Genomic DNA, 15,030 nt, shown 5'->3' with positions numbered 1-15,030 from the left:
ATACGAAGATTAGTAGCGCTTACGGCCTCTATTGTTATTATTTTTCTTTGAATTGTTTTTTGAAGTATTCTTAGGAGTATTGCTAAAACGCTTTTTAGTTTTTAGCAAAGCAGTTGCATTTCTAAGTTCTTCTTTACTGTCTTTCAAGTTTAGTTTCCCCTCAGACAACTCATATAAGTGATTGAAGATCACATCGTCTTCGACCGTATCCTTGTTCCAGTTTAAGAAACATTTTTTCATGTGGTTAGCAATCGTAAGTACCAAACCATCTCTCATATCACCTTCTTCCCAGCTTATGGCAACATCAATCATACGTTTGATATTGTTTCCATAAAAACGATATTTTGGAAAGTTTTGAGGATACTCCAAGGCTTCAGGAAGCTCACGCAATAACTCTCTAGAGGGTTTTTCGTAAGGAGAGTCTACGTCCAATTTAAAATCTGAAATAATGAATAACTGATCCCATAGCTTGTGCTGGAAATCTGCAACATCACGCAGGTGTGGATTTAAATTTCCCATCACAGCAATAATGCTTTTTGCCTGTTTATTACGTTTTTCAACATCTTCTTCGGCAATGGCTTGATCTACCATTTTCTGGATATGACGACCATATTCTGGAATAATTAAATGCGGGCGTTCTGTATTGTATTCTAATTCTGCAACAAACATGTGTAGTATTTAAAAAAATTGGGGGTTGTATAACCTGAAGTACTTATTAATGGCAAAATACAAATTTTATAAAGAAATCACTCCTTCCACCTTAGAAACTTGCTTGTATTTTTCAATCACAGCATCAGGCGATGGCATTGTTACCTTTATGGAAACACTCGTATAAGTTCCTTTGCTAGAGTTACGAGTGCTTATTTGGGCATTTGTATTGTCAAAAATCGCTTCTATTTGTGCTATTTTTTGAGCATCTCCAGGTACAATAAATTTGTACAAATAAGGAGCTGGCCATTGGGTATCTCCTTCTAATTGTTCTCGTAATCTTGTATAAAATGCTGCTGTCTTATTGTCTTTCATAGTGTACTTCGGAAATTTCCTAGCGATGCTATTTGTTTCGGCAAAGATACCTTTTTTGAAGTCGATCCCGATAACTATCGGGACGAAATTGAAATTGAAACACTTTCCCCAGCCCTAAAGGGTGGTGTTTCTTTTTGAAGTCGAAATCGAAAATCCCTCACCCACTCCCGAAGCTTCGGGACCTCTCTCGCTGAGAGGGGAGCTTTTTTGCTTCTTCTTCTAAACTTCTCAACTCATAAACCTATAAACACCTCAACTTATAAACTCATAAACTCTTAAACTTATAAACTCTTAAACACCTCAACTTATAAACTCATAAACTCCCCACTGCATTCATTTCTCATCAAAAAACACGTACTTTGTAGTTCATAAAGAATAGCTAACAAGAAAATTTCCGAAGTGAATACCAAAAGAATTGTCATTACAGGAGGTCCAGGATCTGGAAAAACTACCCTTATACATCATATCGAAAGCTTAGGCCATGCCTGTAAACACGAAGTGTCGCGCGAAGTCATTAACGAAGCTCGCAAAGACGGAATTGACCAACTCTTTTTAACAGATCCACTGCTATTTAGTCAGAAGTTATTAGAAAGTAGGTTACAACAATTCGAAGAGGCAACACATATAGATGGACCTTTTGTATTCTATGACCGAGGCACACCAGATGTAACGGCATATATGGACTTTATTGGTTCGATTTATACCCCAACGTTTGAAGCACCGTGTTTTGAACATCGCTACGACACCGTTTTCCTGCTCCCTCCATGGGAAGCCATTTACACCAAAGACAATGAGCGGTATGAAACATTTGAACAGGCACAAATTATCTACACATCACTATTAGAAGGCTATCAAAAATACGGCTACCAAGTCATTGAAGTGCCTACGGGCACCATAGAAGAACGCACTCAATTTATATTTAACACCCTAGAAAACTAGTGAGCACTCCCCTAGACATATTACAAAAATATTGGGGACATACTTCTTTTAGACCAAAACAAGAAGGCATCATCTCATCGGTACTCGATGGTAAAGATACCATTGCCCTACTTCCAACGGGCGGAGGAAAATCTATATGTTTTCAAATCCCTGCTTTGGCGCAAGAGGGTATTTGTATTGTCATTTCTCCTTTGGTTGCATTGATGACAGATCAGGTGAAAAATCTCAAGGAGAAAGGCATCAAAGCTTTAGCAATCACAGGAGGCACCTCATTTAGAGACGTACAAACTTTATTGGATAATGCTAGCTTCGGAAATTTTAAATTTCTGTACATCTCGCCAGAAAGACTGCAGCAAGAGTTGGTTCAAAATACCATAAAGCGCATGCCAGTTAATTGCATTGCGGTAGATGAAGCACATTGCATTTCACAGTGGGGAAACGATTTTAGACCTGCGTATAAAAACATCAATATTCTTCGAAAACTACATCCTTTAGTTCCCATTATTGCTGTAACAGCCACCGCAACACCCGAAGTTTTGAAAGACACCATAAAAGAATTAGAAATGGAACTCCCCATGGTTTTTCAAGATTCTTTTGTGCGTCCAAACCTTGCTTACAACACTAAAAAGGTGGAAGATAAACTCTACCATATCGAACAGTTATTAGCGACGAATACTAAAGCTGCTATTGTATATGTTCGCAGTAGAAGAAGCGCTGTAGAAACAAGTAGTCATTTAAACAGTCTAGGTATAAAAAGTGATTTCTTTCATGGAGGTATTCCACCCCAAGAAAAAACTAAAAAATTAGAAGCTTGGAAAAACGGAATAACACCTACCATGGTTGCTACGAATGCATTTGGCATGGGTATCGACCTCGCCACTGTTGCACACGTAATCCACATACAGTTGCCCGAAAGTTTAGAAAGCTATTTTCAAGAAGCTGGACGCGCTGGACGCGATGGTAAACCAGCTAAAGCTACGCTACTTTATAATGACTATGACAAAGCGCTTGTAAAAAAACAATTTATAGACTCTTTAGCAGATGTCACCATGCTAAAGTTTTTATACAAAAAACTAAATAATTATCTACAAATCTCTTATGGAGAAGGCGTTTTTACCACGCATGCCTTTAACTTTTCAGATTTTTGCAAAACATACAGCCTAAATACCTTACAAGCATTTAATGGCTTAAACACCTTGGATAGACTCAGTGTTTTACAACTCTCTAAAGAGTTTGGCCGAACGACAAAATTACAGTTTTTAGTTCCTACTAATGTGACATTAGACTATTTCAAGCACGATATGCTAGCGGCTGTTATTGGGAAAAGCATCTTACGATTATACGGAGGGGTGTTTGAAACCATGACCCCAATAAACTTAGAGCTGTTACAATCTAAAACGAGTCAGTCGCAACCCACCATTATCGAAACCCTAAAAAAACTAGAAGCAGCCAAAATCATTGATTTGTATCTAAACACGACAGATGCTTCCATTACGTTTCTAAAACCCAGAGAAGACGACAAAACCATAAATGTTATTGCAAGAGAGGTGAATGCTCACAATGCTAAAAAAGAGCAACAAGTGCAGCATGTATTGGATTATGTAGCAAATACAGAAACCTGTAATAGCACACAATTGGTGGCTTATTTTGGAGAAGTTACAGAAACTCCATGTGGTATTTGTTCTGTGTGTACTTCAGAAAATAAAAAAGGAACAAAAAAAGAACTACGAAGCCTCAGTGAAACCATCCTAGAAGCATTAGAAGCAAATCCTAAAAATTCTAGAGACCTTATTGCAGCAATTCCAGATCGTGAAGAAGCTATTTTAAAAACTCTAGCCTTACTCCTAGGAAACAAACGTATTGGATTGGATGAACAGAATAGGTATTTTAGGAGGTAGACCGCTTGCTCCTCCGCTGAAAAGCCTCGGCGCACAAGTCGCTGTTAGACCGTTCACTTTGTTCACTGTTAGAAATTAGACCGCTTCGCTGATAGACTGAACACTTCGTTCACTATTAGATGTTATGTTGTTTAAGTGTAATGCCATTGCAAGAAATAGTCTATGCGCTATCAACGAACGAAGCGAGTGGTCTATCCTCTATCAACGACCTTGTACACAGAAGCTTTAGCGAAGGTATAAGCAGTCTAACTTCAAAATAACGTAGGAGGTTTATCCAAATGTGGAATATGCAAAGACGTCCCAAAACGTTTATTCGCACGCTCGATAAAATAAGCTGATAATAAAGGAGAAGCCTTTTCTATGTTTTGATGTACAAAAAAGTAGATGTGTTGGATTCCTTGCGCAATCCAATCTTCTATTCTATCTAACCAAGCATCTAATCTAGTGTAGTCACTATCATGATTTGCTCCATTGTATCGAATAAAAGCTGTATCTGTTGTCATGCGCATGTGTAGCAAGTCACGTCTCCCCGCGGCATCTACAATGGCATTGGTAACTTGATGGGTGTCTAAGATATCATACAACTCATTGGCGACCACAGGGTCGTTAAACCAATCGGTGTGCCTAAACTCAACTGCAATGTTAATATCTTTTGGAATGGCTTCAAAGAAAGGAACCAAACGATCCATGTTCTTTGGAGAAAACGTACCGTGCATTTGTACAAAAGGCATTTCGAGTTTTTCTTTAAGGTGAGAAAGCGCTAAAATGTATTCATTTAGGTAGTCTTCAAAATCATTCAATCGTTTCCAGTGGGTAACGCCTTGAAACATTTTTGGAAAGAATCTAAAATGAGCTGGAGTTTTCTCATACCAACCTTGCACCACACTAGTATTAAAAATTCTATAAAACGTAGCATTGAGTTCTATGCTATTAAACTGAGTGGCGTAATAGGTGAGCTCATCTTTGGTACCACGCGGATAAAACCCTTTTAAATCTGCCCGATTCCATTTGGCACATCCTACGTATAGATTTGGTATAGATGCAACATCATTTTTACCAAGTATATTTTTTGTTTGTGGGTGATCTGGTGGCAAGGTAAAATCTATTTCACCAGGGTTGGGTACGTTTCCAAATTTCATAAGCTTACAAGTTAATGTTCAAGAAGAATAATAAGATGAATAAAGATGTCTTCGGAAATATTAGAGGGTTAAATTCTTTAGGCAAAATCATGTTGTGGCTTTTACTTTAATCGATCTTTTACATATTCTATTCTTGTTTTTCCATGCGGAACTGGGACTCCCGACGCATCTAAGCTAACCATCACAATGGTATCAATTGTAATGATTATTTCACGAGTCATTATGTTTCTCACTTCACAAGCCAATGTTAAAGAAGAAACACCAAATTTTTTCACTTCTATTCCAATCTCTATGATATCCCCTTTCACAGCAGAGCTAACAAAATTGATTTCACTCATATACTTGGTTACTGTTTTAGGGTTTTCTAATTGAACAATAGCATATAAGGCAGCTTCTTCATCAATCCACTCTAAAATTCGACCACCAAATAAAGATCCATTCGGATTTAAGTCTTCGGGTTTCACCCATTTTCTTGTATGAAAATTCATCAATATAATTTTACTATAAAGATACGCAGGAAAATCACTTCGGAAATTTTATAGGATGAAATTAATTTGAAAACAGATTTTTAACCGATGACACACTTTAATGAACACTCCCACTACTCAACGTATAAACATCTAAACTCATAAACTTTTAAACACTTAAACATTTATACTTTGCTACTTTGTCCCTTTGATCCTTTGACTCCTTTGACTCTTTAAAACTTTTCACCAATCACCAAAAAAAAAACACATAAACTTAACATTTGGCAAGACTTTTGAAAACTAGTATTTCAGAAAGCATAAAAAAATTTAAGATGCTTGTAACATAATTAAAGTAAGATAGACTTACTTTTACATAACGTTAACACTGAATAAAAATATTATGAAAACACTAAGAACTTTATTTGTAGCACTTATTGTAATGGCTGCAGTACCTATGTCTGCACAAACAGCCGATGAAATTTTAAACAACTACTTCGAGAATACAGGAGGAATGGAAGCTTGGAGTAAACTACAAGGTGCAAAAATGGTAGGGTCTGCAAATGCTCAAGGAATGGAAATTCCTGTAGAGATGTACCAAATGGCAGACGGTAAACAATTGCTTAAAATAAACATTCAAGGTCAAGAAATGACCCAATACGCATTTGATGGAGAAACCATGTGGACTACTAATTTCATGACAATGCTTCCTGAAAAAAGTGATGCAGAAGCTACAGAAAATATGAAAAAAAATGTAGGTGATTTTCCATCTCCTTTTTTGAACTATAAAGACAAAGGGTATACGGTAGAGTATTTAGGTAAAGAAACCAAAGAAGGAACAGAAACTTTCAAATTAAAGTTAACAATGAAACCTGTTATGGTAGATGGTAAAGAAGAACCAAACGTTTCTTTTCATTACTTCGACACAGAAAACTATGTGCCAATCATGTCTGAAAGCCCAGTTCCATCTGGACCAATGAAAGGACAAATGGCAGAATCTAATTTTAGTGATTACCAAGAAGTAGATGGTTTATATTTCCCATTTTCAATCAGCATGCAAGGTCAAGGCATTACAATGAAAGAAATTGTATTAAACCCTGAAGTAGATGCATCATTTTTTGCATTTCCAGAAGCTGCAGCTGACGGAGAAAAAAAATAAACATATTTAGACTCAAAAAAATCCCCGCTACTAGTGGGGATTTTTTTATACCCAAAACTGTAACTATTTTTATAAAATCGCTACTTATGCTGTATACTAAATTCAATCAAACTCTTATACTATGAAAAGAATACTTGTTCCTTTCTTGTTAGCCATCGCTTTTTCTTTTACGGGCAATGCACAAGAAGAAATCTCTCTAAAAGGAAAAGAATTATTTGGCGACATGCGTGCACGTCAAATCGGACCCGCTTTAATGAGTGGTCGTATTAATGATCTAGAAAGTCACCCTACCAATCCTCGTATTTTGTACGCAGGTACAGCTGGAGGTGGTGTCTGGAAATCGAATGATGGTGGCGCTACCTTTGCTCCTATATTTGATGATCATGTCCAGTCTATTGGTGTGGTAACCTTAGATCCTACCAATCCAGATCAAAACATCTGGGTAGGTACTGGAGAAACTTGGACACGTAACTCTGTTTCTATTGGTGACGGTTTATATAAGTCTACCGATGGAGGTTCTAACTTTAAAGAAGTGCCTGGTTTCGAAAACAGTGAGCGCATTACATCTGTAGTGATCAACCCAAAAAACAATCAAGAAATTTATGTAGGTGTTCTTGGAGCACTATGGAGTGATAGTACTGATCGTGGTGTATACAAAACTACAGACGGCGGGGCTACCTGGAAAAAAATATTATATGTAGGACCTTCTACAGGTGCTAGTGATGTGATCATGGATCCAACCAATCCAAATGTACTATATGCCTCTATGTGGCAATTTAGACGTTCTGGATGGGGATTTAACTCTGGCGGACTTAACAGTGCTTTATACAAGTCTACTAACGGAGGAACAACTTGGAATAAAATTCATACAGGCTTTCCATCAGGCAAGTTAGGTAGAATAGCAATTGCTGTAGCACCAAGTGATGCTAATATTTTGTATGCAGTACTAGAAACTGAAGAGAAAAGTAAAAACGGTTTGTGGAAATCTACCAATGCAGGACAATCTTGGGAACACCTTAATAACGATTTTGGTTTGGTAGTGCGCCCTTTCTATTTCTCTAGAATTGTCATCGACCCAAAAAACCCAGACATTGTGTTAAAAGGTGGATTAAGTGGCTCTATAAGTCGTGATGGTGGAAAAACCTTCAAGGACTTAGGAAATATGCACAGTGATATTCATGATTTGGCCTTTCATATCAATGATAGCGATATGATTTTCTCTGGAACAGATGGAGGTGTTTACCGCTCTTGGAATGGAGGAACTACCTTTGAAATTGTAGAGAATTTGCCTTTATCGCAGTTCTACCATATTAGTGTAGATGATGCAGAGCCTTATAATGTATATGGAGGATTACAAGACAATGGTTCTTGGTATGGTCCTTCTTCTTCTCCTGGAGGTGTAAATGCTAGAGACTGGAATAGTGTTGGATATGGAGATGGTTTTAGAGTATTAAAACACCCTACAAAAAACATTGTGTATTCTGAAATGCAAGGTGCCGAAAATGTATGGCGTTACGACGTAGATCGCAACAGAACAAAAACAATTCAGCCCTTACCAAAAAAAGGAGATCCAGAACTACGTTTTAACTGGAATGCTCCTATGGCAGTTAGTGTTCATCAACCAGATCGTTTTTATATGGCAAGTCAGTTTGTTCATGTAAGTGAAGATATGGGAGACACCTGGAAAATTATTTCGCCAGATCTTACCACAAACGATAAGAACAAACAAGACCAGTCTAAATCTGGTGGACTATCGGTAGACAACAGTGGTGCAGAAAATCACACAACAATTTTCACTGTTGCAGAATCACCATTAGATGAAAACATCATCTGGGTAGGTACAGACGATGGTAATGTTCAAGTAACCACTAACGGAGGAAAATCTTGGAGCAATGTAACCAAAAACTTAAACGGAATTCCAGCAAACACTTGGGTTTACCATATTGAAGCAAGTGTGCATGGAAAAGGAACTGCTTATGCTGTATTTGATGGTCACACTACCGGAGACATGAAACCGTATGCCATGAAAACTACCGACTATGGAAAAACATGGAAGAATATTATCACAAATGATATTCAAGAAAATGCATTTGTACGTAATATTCAGGAAGACTATGTAAATGAAGACTTATTATTTTTAGGTACCGAAATGGGACTTTATGTTACTATTGATGGCGGAAAAGGTTGGTCACATTTCACCAACAATATGCCTCCAGTTGCAGTTCATTTTATTGACATGCAAAAGAAAACCAATGATATCGTTATGGGTACGCATGGTAGAGGTGTTATCATTTTAGATGATATTAGCCCACTACGTGAACTGAGCCAAGAAGTACTTGCAGAGAAAGTACATTTCTTCAAAACCGAGCCTTTTACTATGGTAGAAGAAAGTGGTTTTTCAGGTTCATTTGGAGGGGAAACACAGTTTGTAGGTCCCAACAAATCTACCGCAGCTCGAATTATATACTACTTAAAAAAGAGACATACATTTGGTAAAATGACGATGGAAATCCAAGACATGCAAGGAAACAAGATTACCTCGCTAAGTCCTGGAAAGTCGAAAGGGATCAATGTTGTAAATTGGAATTTTAATACCAGTAACCCAAAAATGGCAAAGGCAAAAACATTAGCCTTTGGAGGATTTACATCACCTCGTGTCCCAGAAGGACAATACAAAGTAGTACTCAAAAAAGGGAAAGAAACGTATGAGCATATCATAGAAACCAAGTACGATCCAAATTCGCTTACTACAGTAGCAGAGCGTAAAGAACAAGAAGCACTAACGCAAACCTTGTTTACTATGGTAGAAGACTTAGCGTATATGGTGTATGAAATTGGACAAACGCAAAGCAAAGCAAAAGAAGTGCTTGATGCAGATGGAAAAGGTACTAAAGAAGCCCAAAAAGTTTGGGATGCTTTAGAAGCTTTACGCACCGATTTGGTAATTACTACGGGTGATAACTATGTTGCAAGTGCAGAACCAGAACTTCGTGAGCGTATGGGAGAATTGTACAGCAATGTCGCCACTAATTACGACCGTGTAGATGGTAGGCTTAAAAGCAACTATGAGCTTATTAGTGAAGAATTTGAAACAGAAAAAGCGCGTTACAAAAAAATCATGGACAAAGAAGGAAAAAAATTCATGAAGGTCCTTGAAAAAAACAACTTAGGAATGCCAACCATGCAATCTAAAGAAGAATTCTTGAAAAAAGACTAATTTATTAAATTAATCAAATTAAGACTGTTTTGTATATCCCTGTCGGGTTGAGCGCTCCCGAAGCTTCGGGACGAAACCTACATTATTGATTTTCAATGGTAGTTCTCGACTCCGCTCGAACAGACATAAAGGCGATAACATAACAGTCTTTTTTTCTTCGGAAATTGGAACACTTCAAACGCATTAGGTTGTTGATAGTGCTGTTTATAACTTGAGCTCCAAAGCACAAAACAAGGAGAAACAAAGTGTATCTTTATAGAAACCCGAATGATAATGGAAACCCGAGATGCACAATTACTAGCAAACAGACCCCAACTTCCTAACGCTAGAATTACAGATGGTATGTCTAGTGAAGAATACTTTCAAAACGCTACGATTAGACCCATAGCAAAATTACAAAACGACTTATTTGTATTGGTTTTCAAAAACTATATAAGAAAACACAAAAATGTATTTTACAATCTAACCATTGACAAACGATTGGAATACATTGATACTGCAATTCAAAAAGATATTAAGTTTAGAAATGCACTAAAAGGCATGTTTATTGGACAATTCACTACTAATGAGTATGAACAATATATTGCCAATTCGTCTGCGCTAAACAAACGTATGATGAACATCACAAAAGAACGATTGAAGAGCAATCTCATGCAATTTGAAATTGTAGCAGCGTAGTTTTTTCATATTTTTTATAAAATTCAAAAAAATGCTTGATTAACACACATTTAATGTTAGTTTTGCAGCCGAATTTTAATAACAAACCATGAAAAAAATTTTACTAGTACTTATCTCTTTTGTACTATTTACAGGAACATTATTTTCACAAGAAAGTGAAATAACTACAGAATCTTTTAACAAATGGTCGGTAGACTTCGGAGCTGGTATGCACATAGCTTCTAGACCATACGCCCCAGGATTTGATGGAACTGACCCAAGTTTTTATCAGGGATCTATTGGTCTTAGACACATGTTCAATAACAAGTTTGGTATGAGAGCTGTTTTTGGATACAACAACATTACTGAAAATGATGGTACGCAACCTTTTGAAGTTGGATATTTCAGAGGAACCATAGAAGGAGTTGTAAATCTAGGAAGCATGTTAGGTTTTTCAGATTTTTCAGATAGAATGGGACTATTATTTCATACAGGAGCTGGATATTCTAATTTAGATGGAAAAGCCCCTTTAGATGACAGTACACAAGATCATTCTGTAAACATTACTGCTGGATTGACACCACAGTTAAGAATAACAGATCGTTTTTCTTTTAACTTAGACCTTACACTTATTGGTCATATGGGAGCCAACGATACTTGGGATGGAACTCAAGAAATTACGAGTGCTTCAAGAACTATCGACGACGGATTATTATATAACATGTCTGCTGGTTTTTCTTTCTACCTTGGAGAAAACGACAGACACATTGATTGGTTTGTTGAAGAAAAAACAGACGAATTAAAAACAAAAATTGAAGAATTAGAGGAACGCCTTGCAAAAGTTGAAACAGATCTTATCGATACAGATCAAGATGGTGTTGCAGACTACTTAGATAGAGAGCAAAACACATATTCAGGTGTAGCAGTGAACACAAAAGGAATTGCAGTCGATCAAAACGAAAATGGTATTCCAGATGAAATAGAGCCATCACTCGACAAGAGATTTGTAAATGAGTCTGACTACACAAAAGGAAACTCTAGTACTTTATCTGATAAAGATCTTATCAAGAGATTAATCGAAAAAGGATATGTAAATGTTTACTTTAAATTTAATAGTACACAACCACAATCGTACTCATTAAATGCAATTAACTACTTAAAAACGTATATGAAACAAAATCCTAATGCAACTGCTCAGCTAATTGGTTATGCAGATGAACTTGGAGATGCAAACTATAATAGCAATTTATCTGCTAAAAGAGCAAAGAAAGTATATGATATTTTAGTAGCTTCTGGCGTAAACGGAAACAGATTATCGCATACAGGTAATGGAGAAGACGCAAGTGTAGATAAAGGTTCAAAAGAAGCAAGACAACTTGTTAGAAGAGTAACTTTTAAATTAAACTAAAAAATAATACCAAATAGTAAAAAAGCCAACTCTTTAAAAGAGTCGGCTTTTTTTTATATAATAGATTCGCCATTGAGGTCTGTGGTAAGTACATCACTCATATAATCGAAATAAGGTCGTAAGAGTTCAAATCCTTTTACCACTTTAGCTGAAAAATTAGAAGACATAACCTCTTTGTCTGTAAATTCATGTACTACAAAAAAGCTTTTTAATCGAATTAAATCGATATTAGGGTCCTCTTTACTAAAACCTTTTGGTGCCGTCTTAACAGCATATTCTTGATTAAAATTTCCGAAGAAATTTTTAAACTCTTTTGTACTCAATATTTTTCGAATTTCTTCACTATCCATTTCAAACTCTTTACGAATTCTTAATACATCTTTTGGCTCTGGGCTAAAGAAACCACCCGCTATTGCACATTTCCCAGGCTCAACACGCAAATAGTAGCCACCTCTTCTATGAGCTCCTGCTCTACTCCAACTTACACTTCTATGACTATTATAAGGCGTTTTATTTTTACTGAAACGAATGTCTCTATTGATTCTAAATATTTTTTGTTTTTCTATTTCATCACTAACAGACAAACCCTTTAAAATTTCTGCATACAATTCCTTTAAAGAAGTCTCACTTGCTTGGTATTGCTTTTTATGTTCTTGCATCCAATCTTTGTGATTGTTTTGATGAAGTTGTTTTAAAAAATCTAAAGAAGCCTTAGTTACATTCGTAGTCATTATCCTATCCTTTTAAAATTAAATATAATGTATTTTTCATATATTTATGGCAACAACTTTTTAAAACCAACGATTATGAACACACTAAACAAACCAAAAACAGCCTTTTGGGTGATTGCTATTGTAGCACTCGTTTGGAACATTATGGGCCTTTTTCAATTTGTAGCTGCTACTTTTATGCAAGATACAATGCTTGAAACATACAAAGAAATGTATACCGAAGAACAGATGGCGCTATTTACCAATACACCTAGTTGGTATTATGTATTTTTTGGTATTTGTACCATTACTGGAGTACTAGGATGCATTGCTTTATTAATGCGCAAAAAAATGGCAATACCGCTATTTTTAATTTCTCTAATTACAGTACTCGTAGTACAAGGCTATTGGCTTTTAGGCACGAACACCATTGAGCTTATGGGAATGCAAGCTGCTATCATGCCTATCATTGTTATTATAATCTGCATCTTTTTGTATTACTATAGCAAAGGAGCAGCTCAAAAAGGATGGCTAGTATAACATTAAATAACAATAATAACTAAAAAGCCTATGAACGATAAGTTTATAGGCTTTTTTATTTACTTAGGAAACTCTCAATAGCCAATTGGTAGCTTTTTAACCCAAACCCTAGGATCACACCTACTGCTGCTGGAGAAATATAAGATTGATGTCTAAACGATTCTCTAGAGAAGGTATTTGAAATATGGACTTCTACTACTGGACTTGTAATTGCTTTAACAGCATCACCTATACCAATAGAAGTATGTGTATAGGCACCTGCATTTAAAATGATTCCATCATAACTAAATCCAACTTCCTGCAATTTATCTATAAGCTCCCCTTCGATATTACTTTGAAAATAAGAAATTTCTTGGTTGGCATATTGAGTTTGAAGTGACTTTAAAAAAGCTTCAAAAGAAGTAGCTCCATAGATTTCGGGCTCTCTTTTACCGAGTAAGTTTAAATTTGGTCCATTAATGATGATCAGTTTCATATATCAAATATAGAAAATAAAAAAACGAAAGAAATTGACTTCTTTCGTTTTTAAATAATGTGCATCGTGTTTTTAAAAATCAAATACCATCCCCAGTCTTGCGTGGATATACCCAGAACTATCTAGTGGTACAGATTCTATAAGTGTGTACTTTATTTCGGCAAAAACATTTGCATTGCTAATGATATGATATTTATAACCAACACCTATGTTTGCACCAATTTCGGAAGAATTTACAGTATTCTCTCCAGAGACAAAGCCTCCGACAAATGTTTTCTCAACAAGTGATTCAAATAATAGCTGTCCGCCTACTAATCCGTAAAATTCATCATATACCTTATAGCGTGCATTTAAATCAAAACCAAGCCATTTTAGGCGATTATTATTTTCAAGCTCATTTACCGTAAACATGGTAGTGTTACTTAGACCCCACTTTTCAGAAAATTCATAAATTAAATCAACACTTCCTGTAACAGATTCTAGTTCAGTAACATATCCTGGGGCAAAACCAGCTTTAAAACCTTGGGCTTGAGAAACTCCTAATCCTGCTATTAAACAAAGTAATATATATACTTTTTTCATGCTTTTTATTTTATAATTAAAGCACAAAAATACACTATTTAGCCCAATAAAAAAGTGGAAGCACCAGCTTCCACTTTTCATATTTTACGTTAAACATTTCTATAAGAAAGAATACCCTGCATGTATTTGAAATACATTGTTTTGGTTACTTCCATTTAAAAAATCTCCATTATTAATGTTAGTAATTCCTTTATTGTATCGCAATCCAAATACAAAACCACTATCCATTGCATACGATGCTCCTATAGCAAATCCTGCATCTAGAGTATTGTAAGCGTCTTTACCATCTATAGTATTACCATTACTGTCAAAAACATTACCATTTGCAGATACGAGAACACCAACAACTGGTCCAGCCTCGGCAGACAATCCCTTTATGATTCGATACTTCGCTAAAATTGGCACATTAACATAGTTCAATAATTGATTATCGAATTCAGAGAACCCAAGTACTCCACCAAAATTACTACCTTGTGCAGAATACAATACTTCTGGTTGTAGCGAGAATTTACCTAATAAAGGCACCTGAGCAAAAACTCCAACATGATAGGCTATCCTGGTATCAAAAGTTGCACCAACAAAAGCATCTCCACCAATACTCGAAACGTTAAGACCCGCTTTTACACCAAACTTAAAATCCTGTGCTATCGCAGAAGTAGCAAATAAAAAAGTGAAACAAATAAATACGACTAATTTTTTCATAATGTGTGTTTTAAAATTGTTATTGTTTGTCTAGTTAATGTAGATCTCAACAAAGGGTTAACAAATTTGGGGTCGGATTCTTTATTATTATTTAAATATACAAAAATTAGCCTATTT

The 15,030-nt window shown here is 36.0% G+C and carries 15 protein-coding genes; 7 read left to right on the top strand and 8 right to left on the bottom strand.

Annotated elements, in window-relative coordinates; genetic code table 11:
- Positions 1-9: 9 nt before the first annotated feature.
- Entirely contained in the window at positions 10-669 is a 660-nt protein-coding gene (locus ACY2RS_RS11775) for a DUF4290 domain-containing protein (protein ID WP_490098856.1), read from the bottom strand.
- A gap of 66 nt (positions 670-735) precedes the next feature.
- The gene (locus ACY2RS_RS11770; RefSeq protein WP_490098855.1) at positions 736-1,023 is read right to left on the bottom strand and encodes a DUF493 family protein; all 288 of its coding nucleotides are present in this window, start codon (positions 1,021-1,023) and stop codon (positions 736-738) included.
- Positions 1,024-1,422: 399 nt separating this feature from the next.
- On the opposite strand from ACY2RS_RS11770, the gene ACY2RS_RS11765 reads away from it, so the two are divergent.
- Both ACY2RS_RS11765 and ACY2RS_RS11760 read left to right on the top strand, forming a co-directional pair.
- The gene (locus ACY2RS_RS11765; RefSeq protein ID WP_490098854.1) at positions 1,423-1,962 is read left to right on the top strand and encodes an AAA family ATPase; all 540 of its coding nucleotides are present in this window, start codon (positions 1,423-1,425) and stop codon (positions 1,960-1,962) included.
- Positions 1,962-3,860 (top strand): RecQ family ATP-dependent DNA helicase, encoded by a 1,899-nt coding sequence (locus ACY2RS_RS11760; protein ID WP_490098853.1) that lies wholly within the window; start codon positions 1,962-1,964, stop codon positions 3,858-3,860. Before ACY2RS_RS11765 ends, ACY2RS_RS11760 begins: the two co-directional genes overlap by 1 nt.
- 251 nt (positions 3,861-4,111) lie before the next feature.
- Here the strand turns inward: ACY2RS_RS11760 and ACY2RS_RS11755 are convergent, their stop codons facing one another.
- The gene (locus tag ACY2RS_RS11755) at positions 4,112-4,999 is read right to left on the bottom strand and encodes a DUF72 domain-containing protein (protein ID WP_490098852.1); all 888 of its coding nucleotides are present in this window, start codon (positions 4,997-4,999) and stop codon (positions 4,112-4,114) included.
- Positions 5,000-5,100: 101 nt separating this feature from the next.
- Entirely contained in the window at positions 5,101-5,487 is a 387-nt protein-coding gene (locus ACY2RS_RS11750) for an acyl-CoA thioesterase (RefSeq protein WP_490098851.1), read from the bottom strand.
- 379 nt (positions 5,488-5,866) lie between these two features.
- On the opposite strand from ACY2RS_RS11750, the gene ACY2RS_RS11745 reads away from it, so the two are divergent.
- The 4 genes from ACY2RS_RS11745 (at position 5,867) to ACY2RS_RS11730 (ending at position 11,904) form a co-directional block, all read left to right on the top strand.
- Positions 5,867-6,622 (top strand): outer membrane lipoprotein-sorting protein, encoded by a 756-nt coding sequence (locus ACY2RS_RS11745; protein ID WP_490098850.1) that lies wholly within the window; start codon positions 5,867-5,869, stop codon positions 6,620-6,622.
- A gap of 121 nt (positions 6,623-6,743) precedes the next feature.
- Positions 6,744-9,839 carry a WD40/YVTN/BNR-like repeat-containing protein gene (locus ACY2RS_RS11740; RefSeq protein ID WP_490098849.1) on the top strand — a complete coding sequence of 1,032 codons (3,096 nt, stop codon included), beginning with the start codon at positions 6,744-6,746 and terminating at the stop codon, positions 9,837-9,839.
- Positions 9,840-10,112: 273 nt separating this feature from the next.
- Positions 10,113-10,517, top strand: a complete 405-nt coding sequence (locus tag ACY2RS_RS11735) for a glyoxalase (protein ID WP_490098848.1) — start codon at positions 10,113-10,115, stop codon at positions 10,515-10,517.
- An 88-nt stretch (positions 10,518-10,605) separates the two neighbouring features.
- Positions 10,606-11,904 (top strand): OmpA family protein, encoded by a 1,299-nt coding sequence (locus ACY2RS_RS11730; RefSeq protein ID WP_490098847.1) that lies wholly within the window; start codon positions 10,606-10,608, stop codon positions 11,902-11,904.
- A gap of 53 nt (positions 11,905-11,957) precedes the next feature.
- Here the strand turns inward: ACY2RS_RS11730 and ACY2RS_RS11725 are convergent, their stop codons facing one another.
- Positions 11,958-12,635: a DUF2461 domain-containing protein gene (locus ACY2RS_RS11725; protein ID WP_490098846.1), complete on the bottom strand. Its 678-nt coding sequence runs from the start codon at positions 12,633-12,635 to the stop codon at positions 11,958-11,960.
- Between the two features lie 75 nt (positions 12,636-12,710).
- Here ACY2RS_RS11725 and ACY2RS_RS11720 point away from each other — a divergent pair, with 75 nt between their 5' ends.
- Positions 12,711-13,154, top strand: coding sequence for a hypothetical protein (locus tag ACY2RS_RS11720; RefSeq protein ID WP_490098845.1), 444 nt, complete (start codon positions 12,711-12,713; stop codon positions 13,152-13,154).
- Positions 13,155-13,209: 55 nt separating this feature from the next.
- Here ACY2RS_RS11720 and aroQ read toward each other — a convergent pair whose 3' ends face one another.
- The 3 genes from aroQ to ACY2RS_RS11705 form a co-directional block, all read right to left on the bottom strand.
- Positions 13,210-13,629, bottom strand: coding sequence for a type II 3-dehydroquinate dehydratase (aroQ, locus tag ACY2RS_RS11715; RefSeq protein WP_490098844.1), 420 nt, complete (start codon positions 13,627-13,629; stop codon positions 13,210-13,212).
- Between the two features lie 72 nt (positions 13,630-13,701).
- Positions 13,702-14,211: a hypothetical protein gene (locus ACY2RS_RS11710; protein ID WP_490098843.1), complete on the bottom strand. Its 510-nt coding sequence runs from the start codon at positions 14,209-14,211 to the stop codon at positions 13,702-13,704.
- A 99-nt stretch (positions 14,212-14,310) separates the two neighbouring features.
- The gene (locus ACY2RS_RS11705; RefSeq protein ID WP_490098842.1) at positions 14,311-14,913 is read right to left on the bottom strand and encodes a porin family protein; all 603 of its coding nucleotides are present in this window, start codon (positions 14,911-14,913) and stop codon (positions 14,311-14,313) included.
- Positions 14,914-15,030 lie beyond the last annotated feature (117 nt).

Source organism: Patiriisocius sp. 208BN25-11 (assembly GCF_058147145.1).
Note: the sequence above shows the minus strand (reverse complement) of the source record. Positions and strands in the feature narration are given on the sequence as shown.

Excerpts from the sequence above, each read along its gene's own strand:
- ACY2RS_RS11755 (WP_490098852.1), bottom strand. The coding sequence starts at position 4,999 with ATGAAATTTGGAAACGTACCCAACCCTGGTGAAATAGATTTTACCTTG.
- ACY2RS_RS11710 (WP_490098843.1), bottom strand. The coding sequence starts at position 14,211 with ATGAAAAAAGTATATATATTACTTTGTTTAATAGCAGGATTAGGAGTT.
- ACY2RS_RS11745 (WP_490098850.1), top strand. The coding sequence starts at position 5,867 with ATGAAAACACTAAGAACTTTATTTGTAGCACTTATTGTAATGGCTGCA.
- ACY2RS_RS11705 (WP_490098842.1), bottom strand. The coding sequence starts at position 14,913 with ATGAAAAAATTAGTCGTATTTATTTGTTTCACTTTTTTATTTGCTACT.
- ACY2RS_RS11730 (WP_490098847.1), top strand. The coding sequence starts at position 10,606 with ATGAAAAAAATTTTACTAGTACTTATCTCTTTTGTACTATTTACAGGA.
- ACY2RS_RS11720 (WP_490098845.1), top strand. The coding sequence starts at position 12,711 with ATGAACACACTAAACAAACCAAAAACAGCCTTTTGGGTGATTGCTATT.
- ACY2RS_RS11775 (WP_490098856.1), bottom strand. The coding sequence starts at position 669 with ATGTTTGTTGCAGAATTAGAATACAATACAGAACGCCCGCATTTAATT.
- ACY2RS_RS11750 (WP_490098851.1), bottom strand. The coding sequence starts at position 5,487 with ATGAATTTTCATACAAGAAAATGGGTGAAACCCGAAGACTTAAATCCG.
- aroQ (WP_490098844.1), bottom strand. The coding sequence starts at position 13,629 with ATGAAACTGATCATCATTAATGGACCAAATTTAAACTTACTCGGTAAA.
- ACY2RS_RS11735 (WP_490098848.1), top strand. The coding sequence starts at position 10,113 with ATGGAAACCCGAGATGCACAATTACTAGCAAACAGACCCCAACTTCCT.
- ACY2RS_RS11740 (WP_490098849.1), top strand. The coding sequence starts at position 6,744 with ATGAAAAGAATACTTGTTCCTTTCTTGTTAGCCATCGCTTTTTCTTTT.
- ACY2RS_RS11725 (WP_490098846.1), bottom strand. The coding sequence starts at position 12,635 with ATGACTACGAATGTAACTAAGGCTTCTTTAGATTTTTTAAAACAACTT.
- ACY2RS_RS11770 (WP_490098855.1), bottom strand. The coding sequence starts at position 1,023 with ATGAAAGACAATAAGACAGCAGCATTTTATACAAGATTACGAGAACAA.